Raw genomic sequence first — 16,194 nt, forward strand, 5'->3', positions numbered from 1 at the left:
GGGGCATCAACAGCAATGAAAGCACTGGCAAAACTCGAACGCGCACCGGGCCTCACGTTGACCCGCGTGAAGAAACCCGAAGTGGGTCATAACGACGTGATGATCCGCATCACGCGCACGGCCATTTGCGGCACTGATATTCATATCTGGAAGTGGGACGATTGGGCCCAAAAAACGATTCCTGTGCCGATGCACGTCGGCCATGAATACGTCGGCGAAATCGTCGAAATGGGCCAGGAAGTGCGCGGCTTTTCGATCGGCGATCGCGTGTCGGGCGAAGGGCATATCACATGCGGCTTCTGTCGCAACTGTCGCGCGGGACGTCGCCATCTGTGCCGCAATACCGTTGGCGTCGGCGTGAATCGTGAAGGCGCGTTTGCGGAATATCTCGTGATTCCCGCGTTCAACGCGTTCAAGATTCCGCCTGAAATCTCCGACGATCTCGCGGCGATCTTCGATCCGTTCGGCAACGCGACGCACACGGCATTGTCATTCAATCTGGTCGGCGAAGACGTGTTGATCACAGGCGCGGGCCCGATCGGCATCATGGCCGTGGCGATTGCGAAACACGTCGGTGCGCGTAATGTCGTGATCACCGATGTCAACGATTACCGTCTCGAGCTCGCGCGCAAGATGGGCGCGACGCGCGCGGTGAACGTGTCGCGTGAATCGCTGCGCGACGTGATGAGCGAACTGCACATGACGGAAGGCTTCGACGTGGGCCTCGAAATGTCGGGTGTGCCGAGCGCGTTCACGTCGATGCTCGAAGCGATGAACCACGGCGGCAAGGTTGCGCTGCTCGGCATTCCGCCTGCGCAAACGGCGATCGACTGGAATCAGGTCATCTTCAAAGGCCTCGAAATCAAGGGCATTTATGGCCGCGAGATGTTCGAGACCTGGTACAAGATGGTCGCGATGCTGCAAAGCGGACTGGATCTCTCGCCGATTCTCACGCACCGCTTCGCCGTCGACGATTACGAAAAAGCGTTTGCGACGATGCTGTCGGGTGAAAGCGGCAAAGTGGTTCTCGACTGGACCGCTTAACAGCACCGCTTAACAGAGCCGCTTAACAGAGCCGCAAAAACTCAACCCTCAGGAGGTCGCGCGGCCTCCGTCTGAATGATGACGTGGATGTCGTCGCCCACCGCGGGATACCATGTCGTCAGACCAAACTTCGAACGGCTGAACTGTCCGTCCGCCGAAAAGCCCAGCGTATAGGCTTTCGTCAGCGGATCGAGTCCGTAGCCGTTGAACGTCACATCGAGCGTCACGGGTTGCGTGACGCCGCGTATCGTCAGATCGCCGGTCAGCTTGCCGCGCGCCTCGCCCGTGCGCTCGAAACGCGTGCTGACAAAACGGATCTGCGGATTGCGCTCCACATCGAGCATGTCCGACCCCTTCACCATCTTGTCGAGCAGTGGAACATTCGTGTCGATACTCGCCGCGTCGATCGTCACCGCGACCTGACTCTTGTCGAGCCCACCTTCCTTCCAGTCGATCTCACCCGCCACGCGATCGAAGCGAATCATGAAGCGCGAAAACTTCAGGTGATCGACGTTGAATGTGACACTCGTGTGATGCGGGTCGAGCTTGTACTGACCGGCAGGCACGCGCGCTTCCGTCTGCGTGACTGTGTGCGTGACGACCTGCAGCGGTGTGCACGCGCCCAGCGCCGTCACCACGGACAACGCAACGACGGACACAAGCGCAGCACGGCGAAAATCGATGCCCATGACACTCATCCTTTTGAACGATTCCACAACACGATAATGCATGCCGCGCCAAAGCGACAGGCAATGCGAAGCGAGCCAACGTATAACGAATACTTGACGAAGGAGAATGATCGTTCTACCCTTCGCGCATGGCTACATCTGATGACACAGCGGGTAGCGCGCGCGAGCGTCTGCTCGACGCAGCGGAAGCGTTGATTTACGCGGGCGGCATTCACGCAACGGGCGTGGATGCGATCGTCCGGCAGTCGGGCACGGCGCGCAAAAGCTTCTACACGCACTTCGAATCGAAAGATGCGCTGGTGGCGGCCGCGCTCGAGCGGCGCGACGAGCGCTGGATGAAATGGTTTATCGAAGGAACATTACGTCGCGGCAAGCAGCCACGTGCGCGTCTGCTCGCGATGTTCGACGTATTGCGCGAATGGTTCGTGTCGGACGATTTTCACGGCTGCGCGTTTCTGAATGCCGCGGGCGAGATCGCTTCGCCTGACGATCCGATCCGCGTCGTTGCGCGAGAACACAAGGAACGACTGCTCGAATTCGTGCGCGCGCAATGCGACGAATATGCAGCATCGACGGGCAGCGACAGCCGGCGCGCGGCGCGTCTGTCACGGCAGTGGCTGATCCTGATCGATGGCGCGATTGGCGTCGCACTCGTGAGCGGCGATGCCGACGCCGCGCTCGACGCACGCGCCGCAGCCGGGCATCTGCTCGACTCCACCCATGCAAGCACCCGCTCGCCGAACGCGCGAGCATCCACCTGACGCAGTTCAACGAGGAACCATCATGGCCGAAATCGAAAGACGTCCTCCCGTCCCGCCGTTCACGCGCGAGACGGCCATCCAGAAAGTGCGCGCTGCTGAAGATGCCTGGAACACGCGCGAACCGGAGCGCGTATCGCTCGCTTACACGCCGGATAGTAAATGGCGCAATCGTGCGGATTTCCCTCAGGGACGTGCGGAGATCGTCGCGTTCCTGCAGCGCAAGTGGGCGAGGGAACTCGACTACCGTTTGATCAAGGAACTGTGGGCGTTCACCGATAACCGCATCGCCGTGCGCTTCGCGTATGAATGGCACGACGATTCGGGCAACTGGTTCCGTTCGTATGGCAACGAGAACTGGGAGTTCGACGAGAACGGATTGATGGCGTATCGCCACGCAAGCATCAACGACAAGCCGATCCGCGAAGAAGAGCGCCTGTATCGCTGGCCGCTGGGTCGCCGTCCGGACGATCATCCGGGATTGTCGGATCTGGGCCTGTAATACGCAGTCGTTGCAACGGTGAACGCGCGCGCGGCGCGTTCACGAAGCTGCAACCGTTCATTCGCTATCGTTGCCGTCTTTATGCGTGGTGTCGTTCCGAGCGCACACTCCATCTCAACCGCAGGCTTGTGGGGTACAGTGCGCGACTGGAGAGCAATTCGATACTAATCCCGACATTCAGACGCCGGCGCGCGACCGGTTGCGGAGAACACATGCCGTTTGGAAAGATCAAGAACAAGATTCGTCGAGCATGCGTGGCAGCAGCGGTAGCGGGCATCGGACTGATGGGCGCGTCGGGCGCACAGGCGGCCGACTGGTGTAGCGGCGGCGTATGGGTCGATGCGATGCTCGGCTCGTATCACATCGATCCCGACCCGGGCACCGATTTCGAGCAGTTCAATCCTGGTCTTGGCGTCGAGTGCTGGCTCAACGGGCAGTGGGCTTTGACGGCAGGCGGCTTTCGCAACTCATTGCGTCGTCCGTCGTACTATGGCGGTGGCGTGTGGGCACCCGAGTTCGTGCACTGGGGCTTCATCCGCCTCGCGGTGATGGGCGGCATCATTTCCGGCTACAACTACGGCAACTGGGGCCTCGGCCACAATCACTCGGTCGGGCCTGTCGCTGCGCCTATCGTGATGGTCGATTACAAGCGCGTCGGCGCGAACTTCATTCTGATTCCGCCCATTCCTTCCGATAACCTGCCGTTCACGATCGGGTTTCAGGTGAAGGTGAAGTTCTAACGCTGTCCGGATCGAGAGTCGCTTCGAAAAGCGGCTTCCACGCAAGAATGTGCAGGCTGATCAGCTTTCCGATTTGATCGACGTCCTGTTCGCCGGCCAGATCGATCATCTGATAGTGCTCTTTCACCGATTCCTCCTGGCGCTTCAGGCCCTCAGGAGAATCGATCCCATACAGGCGCATGTCGTCGCGTAACTGCATCACCATTTTCGTCAGCAAAGGATTGCCGACCTGCCCGACTAGCGCTTCGTGAAACGCGCGATCGGTGGCGATGTATGCGGGGACGTCGGCCGCTTCGACCGCTTGTGCCACTTCATCCGCGAGTGCAACGAGAGGGGCGCGGTCTTTCAGACCTTGACGGGCGAGTGTCTCGAGTGCGAAGCGCTCGAGCAGTTCGCGCATGGTGAAGAGGTTATCCAGCGCTTCGAGAGAAAGCGGCTCGACGCGAAACCCGCGGTTTCGCATTGCTACGAGCAGACCGTTACGCGTCAATTCCAGCAATGCTTCTCGTACGGGCGTGGTCGATATGCCCAGTTCGGTTGCGAGGCCCGGCACCGAGTAGACAGTGCCAGCAGGTATGCGCCCCGATACGATCTCTGAGCGCACCCGCTCGAGAACCTGCTCGCGGAGATTGCCTGCACCCTGCAATACGTCCATCTCAACCTCAGTGTCGACCGATTTGCGCTCGAGTGTACTGGAGAACTACGCAGTAATGCGTCACGCGCTTCTGTGTTTCAGCCAGTAACGCGCTACTGAAACTAAACTAAAAATCGAAAGCACTCGCTACTTGGCATTCAGCGTTATGGGAGCCGGCGAGCGCACATCAACTGCTGCACGCGTGCTACAGCGGGTATTGCGGAACCTAATACTGGCTTGCGAGGAAGCGTTTCCACACGCTGCGGCGGCGCACCATCAAAACGAGCACGAAAGATAAGTATTTACCCTTATTGTAGGCTTTAAGAACCGCACTAGAATTCACTCACTTCCTAGTAACGCGCTACTACAACTACTACACAATCATCTATAGAAAGCGCGCGCGTTGCAGTCTTTGCAACAGCGAACAGGAAGAGCGGTTCAGCGTATGGCACAAACGATCAAGCGAACAAACCAAAGCCACGCGACGCGCAACCGTCTGACAAATCCACAAAAGCTGAACGTAATCCGAATTGAACGGGGAGGTTACCGATCCCAATGGCGCGGACGGCACGCACCGGGCGCCTGCGGCTATGCGATGAGGGAAAAATGCGAGTCTTGATGGTTGAGAATGATCTGGATGTTGGCCAGAAACTGTTTTGTGCACTTAAAAGCGCGGACTACAACGTCGACTGGGTTCGCGATGGAAAGTCCGGCAGCACGGCAATCGCCTCCGCCTATTACGCGTTCGTGCTGCTCAATCCGGGTGTCGCGGGCGTTTGCGGGATGGATCTGCTGAGGTCGTCGCGCGCCGCGGGCAGCCGGGTTCCCGTGCTGTTGCTCACCGAGCGCGATGATCCCGACACGCGTGTGCGTGGTCTCGACATCGGCGCCGATGATTGTCTGCTCAAACCAATCGATATCCGCGAACTGCTGGCGCGCATTCGAGCCGTGCTGCGCAGGGCCGCGGGTTACGCGACTTCGCGCATTGGCGACGAAGCGCTCAGTCTCGATCTGCACAATCGCACGATCTGCCGTAACGGTGCCGTGTCTGCACTGTCCGCGCGTGAATTCGCGCTGATGCATGCGTTTATCGAACGGCGCGGCAGCATACTCTCGCGCGGCCAGCTCGAAGAACGTATTTACGGGTGGGGCAGAGAAGTCGAAAGCAATGCGATCGACGTGCTGATTCACGCAATGAGAAAGCGCTTCGGCCGCAACCTGATCCGCAACGTCCGTGGCATGGGATGGACCGTTCCGCGTGACGAATCGTCTTCAGATGAGCGTCGAAGCGCGCAATGGGTCGCGCGAAAGACATCGCGCGAAACTGGCGACGCGCTGGCTTACTAATCCACAAACGCGCGCCATGTACAAACGGTGAGGCTTTTCGGGAGTCTCGCTTCCGGTGATCGTGAACGTGGATTCGCACATCACCTGAAGCGAAAAAACCCCTGAAAACAAGGCATAAAAATTTCGACGGCCAGCATTCGGTACATGTCAGACCGGCCATCGATGCATCAAAGGTGAGCCTTTTCGGGTGCTGGATCGCAAGCAGTGCCGGCTCCCGAAACTCCTCACCTTCACCGCCCAACCGTGCAAATTCTTCGAGCACGACAATCACCGCAAGCATGCCGGTGCCGTTCATAATCGCAGGCAACGCGAGCCATCGCATGCGGCTAAAGGCGGTTATGAACGATTCAAAACTGGACTGGAGCGACGTGCGCATCTTCCTCGCGGTCGCCCGCTGCGGCACGCTGGGCGCGGCTGCGCGCGAAGTCGGGCAGACCCAGCCGACCATGGGCCGGCGTCTGCGTGCGCTCGAAGAAGCGGTCGGCCACGCGCTCTTTCAGCGCACGGCCGAAGGCTTCGTGCTCACCGATGAAGGCCATGCCGTGCTGATGTACGCCGAGCGCATGGAAGAAGAAGCGCACGCGTTCATGCGCTCGCTTGCGGGCAACGAACAGCAGCTGACGGGCGGTCTGCGCGTATCGTCGTCGGACTGGTACGGCATTCATGTGCTGACGCCCGTGTTCGCTTCGTTCCTCGCGCGTCATCCGCAGATGTCGATCGAACTGATCACCGACTCGCGCCGCTACAACCTCGCGCGTCGCGAAGCCGATCTGGTGTTCCGCATCACGCCGTTCGACGAACCGGACGTTATCCAGCGCAAGCTGATGCACATGGATTACGCGCTCTACGGACGTATCGATCTCGTCGCGCCCACGCGCGGTGATGGCGCGGGCCAGTCTTTGATCACCATGGACTCGGCATTCGGCGAACTGCCCGACGTTGCCTGGATCAGGCAGATGCTGCCAAACGCGCATGTCGCTTACGCAAGCAACAACCGCGGCGTGCAGGCGCGCATGTGCGCGGAAGGCGGCGGCTTTGCGGTGTTGCCGTGTCCGCTCGGCGACAACACGCCGGGCTTGCGGCGCATCGATCTGGGCGAAGCGCCGCCTGGCCGCGACGTATGGCTTGGCTATCATCGCGACCTGAAGCGCCTTGCGCGCCTGCGCGCAGTGCTCGATGTCGTGATCGAGCGGCTCGCCAACGTGTGAGCCGTCACACCATCATCATTCGATTTCAACGACGATCTTGCCGCGAGCGGTGCGCTCCGTGATCGCATCGTACGCACGTTCCGCCGAGGCGAGATCGAAGCGGCGCGGATCGAGATGCGGCGTGAGCTTGCCTTGCTCAACCAGGCGTGTCGCTTCGGCCATCATCTCGCCGTGATGCGCGCGATGCTTGCCGGTGAGTAGCGGATGCAGCGTGAACACACCGGAATACGTCGCTTCGCGGAATGACAGCGGCGCAAGCGCATGCGTGCCCCAGCCGAGCGCGCTCACCACATGGCCAAAGTGCTTGACGGCCGCAAACGATGCATCGAGCGTGGCGCCGCCAACGGTATCGGCGACGAGATCGAAGCCTTCGCCGGCCGTCAGTTCGAAGACATATTGCTCGACCGTACGCGCCGCGTAGTCGATCGGCGTCGCGCCGAAGCGCGCAACGATATCCTGATCGCGGGCGCTGGCCGTCGCGTAGACCTGTGCGCCGAGCGCGCGCGCCAGTTGCACCGACACATGCCCGACACCGCCCGCACCGCCTTGCACGAGCACGGTTTGACCGGCCTGCAAATGCGCGCGGTCGACGATCCCCGCATACGACGTGATGAACGCGAGCGGCAGCGCGGCGGCTTCGCGCATCGACAGATTGGATGGCTTGTGTGCGAGCAGTTGTGCATCGACGGCCGCGTATTGCGCCAGCGAACCCTGAATGCCGCCGACGCCGCCCGTCATCCCATAGACCTCATCGCCGACCTTGAAGCCCGACACATCCGCGCCGAGCGCGACGATCACGCCCGCCAGATCGATACCGAGCACGAGCGGCAACGGATGACGTGCATGCGCGGCGGCGCCTGCACGAATCTTGGTGTCGAGCGGATTGAGGCCGCTTGCGTGAATCCGCACGAGCACTTCGCCGCGCGCGGGTTCGGGAATCGGCATCGTCGTCGGAACGAGAGGGCCTTTGTACTGGCTGAGAACGAGGGCTTGCATGGACATGATGTGCTCCGGCAGAAGAGGAATGCTGTTGACGAAACACATGATGGGCGAATGCAGAACCCTGGTAAATCAACGATTTAGCACGACGTCCAAACACAAATGCATGGGTTCGGACAGGCACGGGCGAGCGCCGCGCTTTACCTGGGTCTGCGAACAGAAGCTCGTTGCGAACGGGACGTGCAGCATAAAGGTGAGAAGATTCGGGAGTGAGCAACAACCCGTTGGTATGCGCACCGTAGCTGTCCGCAAACCCTTGATACATAAGGGTTCGCTTGAGTCGTTAAGGATGCGTTTGAAGGCGCTGCCGGATCAATGGTGAGGCTTTGCGGGACCCAGGAAAAGTGACGCCGGTGCGCGCAACACGACTCACCTTTACCGCGCGCGGGCTTACATCAGACAAGACCGCTAATGTGCCTGCCGTCGCGATGCGACAGCACATCGGCGAGGCGTTCCATCGAAACGGGTTTCGTGAGGTGATAGTCGAAGCCTGCCGCGAGCGCGCGCGACTTGTCCGACTCGGACGAGTAGCCCGTCAGTGCGATCAGAAACATGTGCGCGAGCGCCGCGTTCGCGCGGATGGCACGCGCCACTTCGAAGCCGTCCATCTCCGGCATGCCGATATCGATGATGCCGATTTCGGGCGCTTCCTTCTCCGCGATCTTCAATGCATCGTGGCCGCTGCGGGCGACGATCACCTGATGGCCTTCGAGTTCGAGCAGCAGATGCAGCGCGTCGAGCGCATCGGCGTTGTCGTCGACCAGCAGGATACGGCTCGGCGCAGCGCTCGCGATCACCGTCGTCTCGTGCGCGACGCGCGGATCGCGGTCGAGTATCGGCAGCCGCAGCGTGACGCGCGTGCCGCGTCCAATGCCCTGACTGTCGAGCGCGATCGTGCCGTCGTGCAGTTCGACGAGCCGCTTCACGACCGCGAGCCCGATACCCAGTCCGCCCTCCGAGCGCCGCATGCTCGACGGCGACTGCGCGAACAGCTCGAACACGTGGTCGAGCGCTTCGCGGCTCATGCCAACACCGTTGTCCTCGATGACGATCGACACCATGCCGTCATGCGCGTCCGCGCCGGTCTGCACGCCCAGTCGCAGCGTGCCGCCCGCAGGCGTGTACTTCGCCGCGTTCGACAGCAGGTTGCCAACCACCTGGCTCAGGCGCACATGATCGGCGCGCACATGAACCGGCTGATCCAATCCGTCGATCACCAGCCGATGCTTGCGCGCGTCGATGTGATGCTTGAGCGCGGTGATCGCGTCATAGACGATCTCGTTCAGCGACGTGCGGCTGTATTTGATCGCAAGCTTGCCGTGCCGCAGGCGCGCAGCATCGAGCAGATCGTCGACGAGCGTGCGCAGCTGGCGCATCTGCCGCTGCGCGATGGCGAGGACATCGGTGGCTTGCTCTTCGCCGGCGCATAGCAGCCTGAGTGCGGCGATGGAGCTGTCGATGGGCGCCATCGGGTTGCGCAGTTCGTGACCGAGCATCGCGATGAACTCGTCGCGCCGATGTGCCGCGTCTTCGAGCGCGCGCCTTGCCTGTTGTGCGGCGGCGGCTTCCGCTTCGGCCGCCTGTTGTGCATCGAGCAACGTGAGCGCCGCGCCGGCGAGCACGGCGAGATTGCCGAGCAGGCGCACATCTTCGCTATCGAAGCGATGCGCGTCGTGCGACGCGACCCAGATCGCGCCAAGCTGCTTCGACTCGGGGCAGCGGATCGGAATGGGTGTGATGATGCCTTCCGTGATCACCGCGCCGGCATCGCGCAAGCTCTTGAAGAAGGTGTGCGGCTCGACGAAGAGTTGCGCGGCGCCGAGTTCGAGTGTCATGCCGCAAGGACACTCGGCCCACGCGGTGGTCCTGCCTTCGAACGCCGCGCACGCGCCCGCTACCGCGCGCCAGCGAAACACCGCTTCGCCTTCGCTAGTAGTTTCCAGCAGGCTGATGCCGGCACTGCCTGCGCGGCATGCGGCGAGCGCGGCATCGGCGATGGCTTGCAGCAACGTGTCGCGGCGTCCTGTCTGCGCGCCGGCAACCGTGACGAGCGTGCGGACTTCGGCGGCGTGGTCGGGCGCGCGCGCGGGCCGGTCCTTCAGATCGTCAGTGCGCAGTACGCCCGCCCTGCGGGCGTTTTCGATGCCGTCGCTCATGATGCTCGGTGGAGAAGGGTTCGCCGCGCGTTGTCGCGCGTGCCAACGGCAGACGGGCCGTTATCGAAGGAGTATAGGTGTTACGTTGGAGGCATTGCGTCGTTATTCGCGGTATTGACGTGGGTATGTTCCCTGCGTTCCCGTCATGCTCAGTCTCATGGAGGCAAAGCGATGAACCAGCAACAGAGCTACGAAGGCGGATGTGCCTGCGGCGCCGTACGTTTTCGCGCGAGCGGCTCGCCCACCCGTGTGGGCATGTGTCACTGCATGACATGCCGGCGGGTGCATGGGTCGGCTTTCGGCTCATACGCGATCTATCACCGCGATGCCGTCACGCTGACCGGTAACACGAGCGAATGGCAGAGTTCGGAGCATGGCCGGCGGCATTTCTGCCCGCAATGCGGGTCGGTTGCGTTCATGGTGTACACCAACCGCGATGAAATTGCCGTACCGATAGGCGCATTCGACGACACCGGACTGTTCGAACCCGCATATGAACTCTGGTGCAAGCGCAAGGAACCGTGGCTGCCACGCGGCGTGCGGCCGGAGTACGACGAGGAACGCCAGCACTAGCTGGAGCGGTACATCGGCGGAGATACGCAGCGCGGGCGGGAATCGATCTGCCCGCGCTGCTTCTTCCTTCTTCACACGCGCATCGATAACGCTATTGATGCTGCTTCTTCGGAATCTTCGCGCCTGACTTGCGCGCCTGATTCAGCGCGATCGCGACCGCCTGTTTCTGCGGTTTGCCCGCCTTCTTTTCTGTCTTGATGTTGTGGCCGATGGTTTCCTTCGATGTGCCTCGTTTCAGTGGCATGTCGCTCTCCTTTGCTTGCTCCAACGCGCCTTGCCTGCGCTGCATCACCAGCGCACGACCCGGCATGCGCTTAGACGAGCATCTGCCGTTCCCGGCACGTTCGCCATAGGTCCTGAATCGCACCAGACGCTCGCGCGTGAAGCGTTGGCCGAAAAGCGGTACGTCGCTTGCTGAAAGAACGGACAGGGACGCTGAAAGCTGGACCGTCCGCGTGCATGCCGTTTCCATCGCATGCAGTGCAACAGCGGCAATTTTTGCCGCGCTGGTAACAACGCATGAATCGAATCGTCGCGCATTCGCCCGCGCACACAGCGCGATTACGGATGCGTCATTTCAACCGGTATGCCGGCATAAGCGCCGAACCCGGCATCCACAGTACGGGAGTGCAAGATGACAAGGCCACGGATGATTTTCCCGAAAGCGCGCAACGCTGTGGCCGCGAAGCCCGAGTCGAAGGACGACTATCAGATCTACGCAACCTACCGTCGCACGACGGACGGTTCGTATATGGGCCAGCTGAAGGTCGTGCGCAAGACGGACGGCCGGCTGCTGTTTCCGTTCACGGGCGCACCCGACATCGGTCCGTTCATCGACGGCGACCTCGCGCGCGAGGCGGCGCAACGCCATGGCGAAACGGTCGTGCAATCGGACCTGGACAATCCGGAGCCCTGACGCGTATGCCGTTGCCGCGCGCGTGGCAGTTCACGGGCAGCCGCGCGCCCCCGCTGCCTATAATCACGCGACAATTCCCGCGCGGCCTGCGCGAGAGGACAACGGAGACACGCGATGAAGCGAAACAGCGCATTGGTGATCGGCGTCGGCGCCGAACTCGGTCTGGGCGCGGCGCTGTGCAGGAAAATTGCCGCCAACGGATATCACGTGTACGTCGCAGGGCGCACGCAGGCGAAGCTGGATGCCGTGACGAACGACATCGCGAGCCACGGCGGATCGGCCGAATCATTTGCAATGGACGGCGCGTCGGAAGCGGATGTGGTGCGCCTGTTCGATAAGGCGATGTCCCCGCCCGACGGTGTCGACGTCCCTTCGCTCGTGATCTACAACGTGGGCAACAACCTGCACGTTCCGTTTGTCGATCTCACGGAAGCGCAGATGCTGGATTTCCTGCGCTCTGGGCCGGTCGGCGGTTTTCTGGTGGGACGCGAAGCGGCGCGACGTCTCGCGCCGCTCGGGCGCGGCACGGTGATCTTCACGGGCGCATCGGCAAGCTTGCGCGGCAAGCCCGGCTTCGCGCATTTCGCCGCGGCAAAAGCGGGGCTGCGGATGGTCGCGCAAAGTATGGCGCGCGAGTTCGGGCCGCTCGGGCTGCATGTCGCGCATGTGGTGATCGACGGCGGTATCGACGGGGAGCGTCTGCATAGCCGGCGTCCGCAAGCGGCCGCCGAGCGCGGCGAGAACGGCTTGCTGAATGTCGATGCCATCGCCGAAGCGTACTGGCAGCTTCATTTACAGCATCCGTCCGCGTGGACGCACGAAATAGATCTGCGGCCGTTCAAGGAGCCGTTCTGATCGCGCTCGCCATTTAGTCCGCGCGATTGGACCGATATCAGCCCGTTCCCATGCGGCTCTGATCGACGAAGGTTTCGGTTGCGTCGTCGATCTTGCGGCCCTTGCGTCCCGTCGGGCCGTGCACGTACAGCACCTTCACGTTGCTTTCTTCGGGCCGTTGCGCGGGCGGCGGCGTCATCTCGTAGCGCACTTCGCGCGCGTGGTCGCTCAATTGCAGATTCGGATTGAACACCGAATTGAAGCGCCACAGCATGCGCACGAAGTTCGTCTGTCCACGCATCAGCAGTGAAGCGGCTTCGCCAGCCGCGCGATACAGCGCGCCCCAGCCGAGATGCTTGCGGTTGAGCACCTGCTGCGTGCGCACCAGTTCCGCGTAGAACTCGGGCAAGGGGAGTTTGGTCGGCAGCACGGCGTGCTGGATGTCGTAGAGCCGGTAGTCGAGGCTCGTCAGCTGCCGCTGCTCGCGCAACCATATTTCCGTGCCCGGATACGGCGTATTCACGCTGATGTTCACGATCTCGGGAATCTCCAGGCACCATTGCCGGATCGTCTCGAAGCGTGCGTGATCCCAGTCCGGATCGGCGATCAGATTGACGGCCACCGTGATGCCGAGCGAGCGCGCAAACGCGAGCGCCTCGAAGTTCTTGTCGACATCGATGCGTTTGCGAAACGCCTTCAGCCCTTCGGCGTCGACGGCTTCGAGTCCGATGAACATGTATTGCAGGCCGAGCTTGCGCCAATACTCGAACACTTCCTTGTTGCGCAGGAGCACGTCGCCGCGCGTTTCGAGGTAATACTTCTTGTGGATGCCGCGCCGCTCCACTTCGCGCCCGATCGCCATGCCGTGATCGGCATGCACGAAGGCGACATCGTCGACGATAAACACGCCCGGCTCGCGGATCGACGCCAGCTCTTCGGCGACCACTTCGGGGCTGCGCGAACGATAGCTGCGCCCATAGAACGTCCACGCGCTGCAGAACGTGCAGTCCCACGGGCAGCCGCGCGCGAATTCGATCGACGCGCACGGATCGAGCACGCCGATAAAGTACTTGCGGCGATGCCGCAGCAGATCGCGCGCGGGACGTATCTGATCGAGGCTTTCGACAAAGCCCGGCGGCGGCCCTTCGCCTTCGCGCGTGATGACGCCGGGAATCCGCAGCAGCTCGTCCTTGCGCGCCACGGCGGCGAGCAGTTCGACTACTTTGGCTTCGCCTTCGCCTTTGAGCACGCAATCGATCGCGCCTTGCGCGTGACGCAGCATATCGCGTGCCGTAAACGACGCGCTGTGTCCACCGACGAATACGAAGCAGCCCGGCAACTGCGCCTTGATCGCCTTCGACAGATCGATGATCTCGGGAATGTTGGCAAGATAGTTGCCGGAGAAACAGACGACGTCGGGCCGCCATGTCCCGACGAGTTTGTGCAGCGCGTGATGGGATTCGACCTGCAGGTCGATCAGGCGGATATCGTGGCCGGCTTCGCGTATCACGGCGGCGACCGTTTCGAGTCCGAGCGGTTCGAGGCGCAGATACACGCGGGTGTACATCAGGCCACTGGGGTGAACAGCGAGCACCTTCATGAGATCTCCTTGCGTCGGAAAGGGCGCGCGCGTGCTGGACGTGCCGCGCCGGGCTTTCGTGACTGGTATCCCTGGTACGGGTCGACTGCTGAGCCTGTGCGTCCTGCCGGACCTCACCGCAGTGGGCTCTACCTGATTCTACTTGTCATCGGATGGGTCTGCCTGGTGGCGGGCGTGAGCGGGTAAGGTGAGGGTTTTCGGGAGCTGGCGCGCGGCTTGCGCGCAGGTCAATCCGGCTTGCCGTTATGGTCGCCAAGCGGCCGCTCTGGCCAGTCCACCCAGCGATCCGCGCGTGTAAGTTCATGCGCTTCGTTGACGGGATACCGGACACGGTTATCGTCGCGTGGACGTTCGCCGATCACCATCAGCCGGACTTCCTCCTTCGTATTGTTGATGAAGGTATGACAGATGCCCGTGCCTGCCGGAAACGCGACCGAGTCGCCTTCACCGATGCGATGAAGCGTGCCGTCGATCCACACGTCGGGCGTGCCTTCGAGCACGAACACGAACTCCTGCTCGGTGCTCTCGGCATGGGGATACGACGTCCTTCGGCCGGGCGGAACCCTCACATGGTGAATACCGATGCGCGTGATGCCGAGCGCGGCGGAAAGCGGTGAGTCGAGCGCCATGGGTTCGGTATCGCCGCGATAGACATGCGGCTTCGGATCTTCGAGTTCAGTCCAGTGCTTGATGAAATCCGGACGGCTCATGACGGTTCTCCATTGGATTGAACATCGACGATACTCATTGCCCGCGATCCCGCCACTCTTCCCACCACCCTCGCACGCGCAACGCCATGCGCTTCCACGGTGGATCGGCGAACAGGATCAGCGCACCGAGCGCAAGGCATCCGCAGACCAGAAACGTCCCGCGATAACCAAGACCCGCGACCAGCACGCCCGACAACACGCCCGACAGAATCGAGCCGACCCGCGACGCGTTGAAGAACAGCGCCGTCGCCGCGCCCGGCGAGCGCGGCATCAGATCCTGCATATACGTCATGCCAAGACACGACGTGACGGCCACGACGAACGCGTTGAACGCCTGCATCGGAATCAGCACATCGATCGTGCCCGCCGCCGCGACGGCAATGAAATACACGACATGCACGGCCGCGCACGCCGCAAGCCATCGCAGCTTGTTGAGCGTCGAGCCGCGCGCGCCGAGCGCGAGCATCATCGGGATTTCGAGGAATGCGCCGAGGCCGAGCATGATCGACACATCGAGCCGCGTGCCTTTCAGGCCATGCACGACATAAAGCGGCAACACGATCATCGTTGCGTTCGCGGCGAGGCCGATCAATGTCAGCGCGACGACGGAGCGCCAGATTTGCCGCTGCGTGCCGGGCGCATGAGGCGGCGAGGGCGGAGGCGGTTCGGCAGGTTCGGTCACCGTCGTCACTTCGAGCGATGACGCCGGGTCGCCCGCATAGTGCGTGGGCGTGCTGTGCGGATCGCCCGCGGGCGACTCGCGCATGCGCCACACGATCACGCCGCACGCAGCAAAGCATGCGGCCGCGAACAGAAAGAGCCCATAAAAGCCCGCGCCCGCCAGCACGAGTGCGCCGACCGACGGCCCGAACACCCAAGCCATCGACAGCACCGTGCGCAGTGTTGCCAGTGCAAACGAGCGTTCGGCTTCGTCGTGCACGGGCAGCGCCGAGCGGCCGAACGAAAACACCAGCGACATTGCCGAGCCGCCCGCGCCGAGAAACGCAACGCCGATCGCGAGCAGCGTCGGATAGTTGCGCACGAAACAAAGCAGCAGAAAGCCAAGGGACGCCGCGATCAACGCTGCAAGCAGCAAGCCGCGATGATGCCCATGCTTGTCGGACCATTTGCCCGCCCACGCGCTTGCGACCACGCCGCTTGCCGCGATCAGCGTCATGAAGAGACCGAGTTTCAGCGGCGTCATGCCAGCCTGCTCGACGCCGAATAACGACAGATACGGCGCGGTGAACGACATCGCGATGCCCAGCATCAGCGTCGCGCCGGCAAGCGGCATGAAAGAATGAATGCGCGTGAGACTGGCGAAGCGGGAGTTCATCGAGGGCGCGTGTTCGAACTGTGGGATGCGTGCACGAGCGGGGAATGGCGCACGGAAAAGGCATTGTCGGCCGCAATGCACATCGCGCGCAACGCTGGTTTCGTCATGTTGTGCAAAGAATGCGCGGCGCATTCGAAAAAGCGGCAGA

Annotated in this window: 17 protein-coding genes; 9 read left to right on the forward strand and 8 right to left on the reverse strand. The window is 62.0% G+C overall.

The features are described 5' to 3' along the window. The first annotated feature begins 15 nt into the window (after positions 1-15). Positions 16-1,044, forward strand: coding sequence for an L-threonine 3-dehydrogenase (gene tdh / locus G3O01_RS25455; RefSeq protein WP_205809271.1), 1,029 nt, complete (start codon positions 16-18; stop codon positions 1,042-1,044). A 41-nt stretch (positions 1,045-1,085) separates the two neighbouring features. Here tdh and G3O01_RS25460 read toward each other — a convergent pair whose 3' ends face one another. Continuing rightward, complete coding sequence (locus G3O01_RS25460; protein ID WP_205809273.1) at positions 1,086-1,733, reverse strand: YceI family protein; 648 nt, start codon at positions 1,731-1,733, stop codon at positions 1,086-1,088. A 128-nt stretch (positions 1,734-1,861) separates the two neighbouring features. Between G3O01_RS25460 and G3O01_RS25465 the strand changes: the two genes are divergently transcribed. From G3O01_RS25465 to G3O01_RS25475, 3 genes are all read left to right on the forward strand, one after another. Then, positions 1,862-2,494, forward strand: a complete 633-nt coding sequence (locus tag G3O01_RS25465) for a TetR/AcrR family transcriptional regulator (RefSeq protein WP_205809275.1) — start codon at positions 1,862-1,864, stop codon at positions 2,492-2,494. A gap of 22 nt (positions 2,495-2,516) precedes the next feature. Then, positions 2,517-2,993: a nuclear transport factor 2 family protein gene (locus tag G3O01_RS25470; RefSeq protein WP_205809277.1), complete on the forward strand. Its 477-nt coding sequence runs from the start codon at positions 2,517-2,519 to the stop codon at positions 2,991-2,993. A gap of 212 nt (positions 2,994-3,205) precedes the next feature. Further along, positions 3,206-3,733, forward strand: a complete 528-nt coding sequence (locus G3O01_RS25475) for a hypothetical protein (protein WP_205809279.1) — start codon at positions 3,206-3,208, stop codon at positions 3,731-3,733. Here the strand turns inward: G3O01_RS25475 and G3O01_RS25480 are convergent. Further along, the gene (locus G3O01_RS25480; protein ID WP_205809281.1) at positions 3,699-4,388 is read right to left on the reverse strand and encodes a GntR family transcriptional regulator; all 690 of its coding nucleotides are present in this window, start codon (positions 4,386-4,388) and stop codon (positions 3,699-3,701) included. The two genes, G3O01_RS25475 and G3O01_RS25480, sit on opposite strands and share 35 nt — an antisense overlap. A gap of 585 nt (positions 4,389-4,973) precedes the next feature. Between G3O01_RS25480 and G3O01_RS25485 the strand changes: the two genes are divergently transcribed. Further along, complete coding sequence (locus G3O01_RS25485; RefSeq protein ID WP_205809283.1) at positions 4,974-5,714, forward strand: response regulator transcription factor; 741 nt, start codon at positions 4,974-4,976, stop codon at positions 5,712-5,714. A gap of 338 nt (positions 5,715-6,052) precedes the next feature. Then, positions 6,053-6,922, forward strand: coding sequence for a LysR family transcriptional regulator (locus G3O01_RS25490; RefSeq protein ID WP_205809285.1), 870 nt, complete (start codon positions 6,053-6,055; stop codon positions 6,920-6,922). Between the two features lie 15 nt (positions 6,923-6,937). Here the strand turns inward: G3O01_RS25490 and G3O01_RS25495 are convergent, their stop codons facing one another. Together G3O01_RS25495 and G3O01_RS25500 are read right to left on the reverse strand one after the other, a co-directional pair. Beyond that, a complete protein-coding gene (locus G3O01_RS25495) occupies positions 6,938-7,924 on the reverse strand; it encodes a zinc-dependent alcohol dehydrogenase family protein (RefSeq protein ID WP_205809287.1) in 987 nt (328 codons plus the stop codon). A 392-nt stretch (positions 7,925-8,316) separates the two neighbouring features. After that, entirely contained in the window at positions 8,317-10,077 is a 1,761-nt protein-coding gene (locus G3O01_RS25500) for a hybrid sensor histidine kinase/response regulator (RefSeq protein WP_205809289.1), read from the reverse strand. Between the two features lie 171 nt (positions 10,078-10,248). Between G3O01_RS25500 and G3O01_RS25505 the strand changes: the two genes are divergently transcribed. Then, positions 10,249-10,650: a GFA family protein gene (locus G3O01_RS25505; RefSeq protein ID WP_205809291.1), complete on the forward strand. Its 402-nt coding sequence runs from the start codon at positions 10,249-10,251 to the stop codon at positions 10,648-10,650. Between the two features lie 91 nt (positions 10,651-10,741). Here G3O01_RS25505 and G3O01_RS25510 read toward each other — a convergent pair whose 3' ends face one another. Further along, entirely contained in the window at positions 10,742-10,894 is a 153-nt protein-coding gene (locus G3O01_RS25510) for a DUF6496 domain-containing protein (protein ID WP_205809293.1), read from the reverse strand. Positions 10,895-11,284: 390 nt separating this feature from the next. On the opposite strand from G3O01_RS25510, the gene G3O01_RS25515 reads away from it, so the two are divergent. Together G3O01_RS25515 and G3O01_RS25520 are read left to right on the forward strand one after the other, a co-directional pair. Beyond that, positions 11,285-11,566, forward strand: coding sequence for a DUF6723 family protein (locus G3O01_RS25515; RefSeq protein ID WP_205809295.1), 282 nt, complete (start codon positions 11,285-11,287; stop codon positions 11,564-11,566). Positions 11,567-11,680: 114 nt separating this feature from the next. Beyond that, complete coding sequence (locus G3O01_RS25520) at positions 11,681-12,421, forward strand: SDR family NAD(P)-dependent oxidoreductase (RefSeq protein ID WP_205809297.1); 741 nt, start codon at positions 11,681-11,683, stop codon at positions 12,419-12,421. Positions 12,422-12,458: 37 nt separating this feature from the next. Here the strand turns inward: G3O01_RS25520 and hpnR are convergent, their stop codons facing one another. The 3 genes from hpnR to G3O01_RS25535 all read right to left on the reverse strand — a co-directional run bounded on the left by hpnR (position 12,459) and on the right by G3O01_RS25535 (position 16,046). Further along, on the reverse strand, positions 12,459-14,000 hold the full coding sequence (gene hpnR, locus G3O01_RS25525) for a hopanoid C-3 methylase HpnR (protein WP_205809299.1): 1,542 nt from the start codon (positions 13,998-14,000) through the stop codon (positions 12,459-12,461). Between the two features lie 227 nt (positions 14,001-14,227). Further along, positions 14,228-14,710, reverse strand: coding sequence for a cupin domain-containing protein (locus tag G3O01_RS25530; protein WP_205809301.1), 483 nt, complete (start codon positions 14,708-14,710; stop codon positions 14,228-14,230). 34 nt (positions 14,711-14,744) lie between these two features. Then, on the reverse strand, positions 14,745-16,046 hold the full coding sequence (locus G3O01_RS25535) for a sugar efflux transporter (RefSeq protein WP_205809303.1): 1,302 nt from the start codon (positions 16,044-16,046) through the stop codon (positions 14,745-14,747). Positions 16,047-16,194: the final 148 nt, after the last annotated feature.

Source organism: Burkholderia sp. Ac-20365 (genome assembly GCF_017104715.1).
Lineage (GTDB): Bacteria > Pseudomonadota > Gammaproteobacteria > Burkholderiales > Burkholderiaceae > Paraburkholderia.

What these genes read in the sequence shown, in the direction of transcription:
- tdh (WP_205809271.1), top strand. Translation starts at nt 16, where the DNA reads ATGAAAGCACTGGCAAAACTCGAACGCGCACCGGGCCTCACGTTGACC.
- G3O01_RS25460 (WP_205809273.1), bottom strand. Translation starts at nt 1,733, where the DNA reads ATGGGCATCGATTTTCGCCGTGCTGCGCTTGTGTCCGTCGTTGCGTTG.
- G3O01_RS25465 (WP_205809275.1), top strand. Translation starts at nt 1,862, where the DNA reads ATGGCTACATCTGATGACACAGCGGGTAGCGCGCGCGAGCGTCTGCTC.
- G3O01_RS25470 (WP_205809277.1), top strand. Translation starts at nt 2,517, where the DNA reads ATGGCCGAAATCGAAAGACGTCCTCCCGTCCCGCCGTTCACGCGCGAG.
- G3O01_RS25475 (WP_205809279.1), top strand. Translation starts at nt 3,206, where the DNA reads ATGCCGTTTGGAAAGATCAAGAACAAGATTCGTCGAGCATGCGTGGCA.
- G3O01_RS25480 (WP_205809281.1), bottom strand. Translation starts at nt 4,388, where the DNA reads ATGGACGTATTGCAGGGTGCAGGCAATCTCCGCGAGCAGGTTCTCGAG.
- G3O01_RS25485 (WP_205809283.1), top strand. Translation starts at nt 4,974, where the DNA reads ATGCGAGTCTTGATGGTTGAGAATGATCTGGATGTTGGCCAGAAACTG.
- G3O01_RS25490 (WP_205809285.1), top strand. Translation starts at nt 6,053, where the DNA reads ATGAACGATTCAAAACTGGACTGGAGCGACGTGCGCATCTTCCTCGCG.
- G3O01_RS25495 (WP_205809287.1), bottom strand. Translation starts at nt 7,924, where the DNA reads ATGTCCATGCAAGCCCTCGTTCTCAGCCAGTACAAAGGCCCTCTCGTT.
- G3O01_RS25500 (WP_205809289.1), bottom strand. Translation starts at nt 10,077, where the DNA reads ATGAGCGACGGCATCGAAAACGCCCGCAGGGCGGGCGTACTGCGCACT.
- G3O01_RS25505 (WP_205809291.1), top strand. Translation starts at nt 10,249, where the DNA reads ATGAACCAGCAACAGAGCTACGAAGGCGGATGTGCCTGCGGCGCCGTA.
- G3O01_RS25510 (WP_205809293.1), bottom strand. Translation starts at nt 10,894, where the DNA reads ATGCCACTGAAACGAGGCACATCGAAGGAAACCATCGGCCACAACATC.
- G3O01_RS25515 (WP_205809295.1), top strand. Translation starts at nt 11,285, where the DNA reads ATGACAAGGCCACGGATGATTTTCCCGAAAGCGCGCAACGCTGTGGCC.
- G3O01_RS25520 (WP_205809297.1), top strand. Translation starts at nt 11,681, where the DNA reads ATGAAGCGAAACAGCGCATTGGTGATCGGCGTCGGCGCCGAACTCGGT.
- hpnR (WP_205809299.1), bottom strand. Translation starts at nt 14,000, where the DNA reads ATGAAGGTGCTCGCTGTTCACCCCAGTGGCCTGATGTACACCCGCGTG.
- G3O01_RS25530 (WP_205809301.1), bottom strand. Translation starts at nt 14,710, where the DNA reads ATGAGCCGTCCGGATTTCATCAAGCACTGGACTGAACTCGAAGATCCG.
- G3O01_RS25535 (WP_205809303.1), bottom strand. Translation starts at nt 16,046, where the DNA reads ATGAACTCCCGCTTCGCCAGTCTCACGCGCATTCATTCTTTCATGCCG.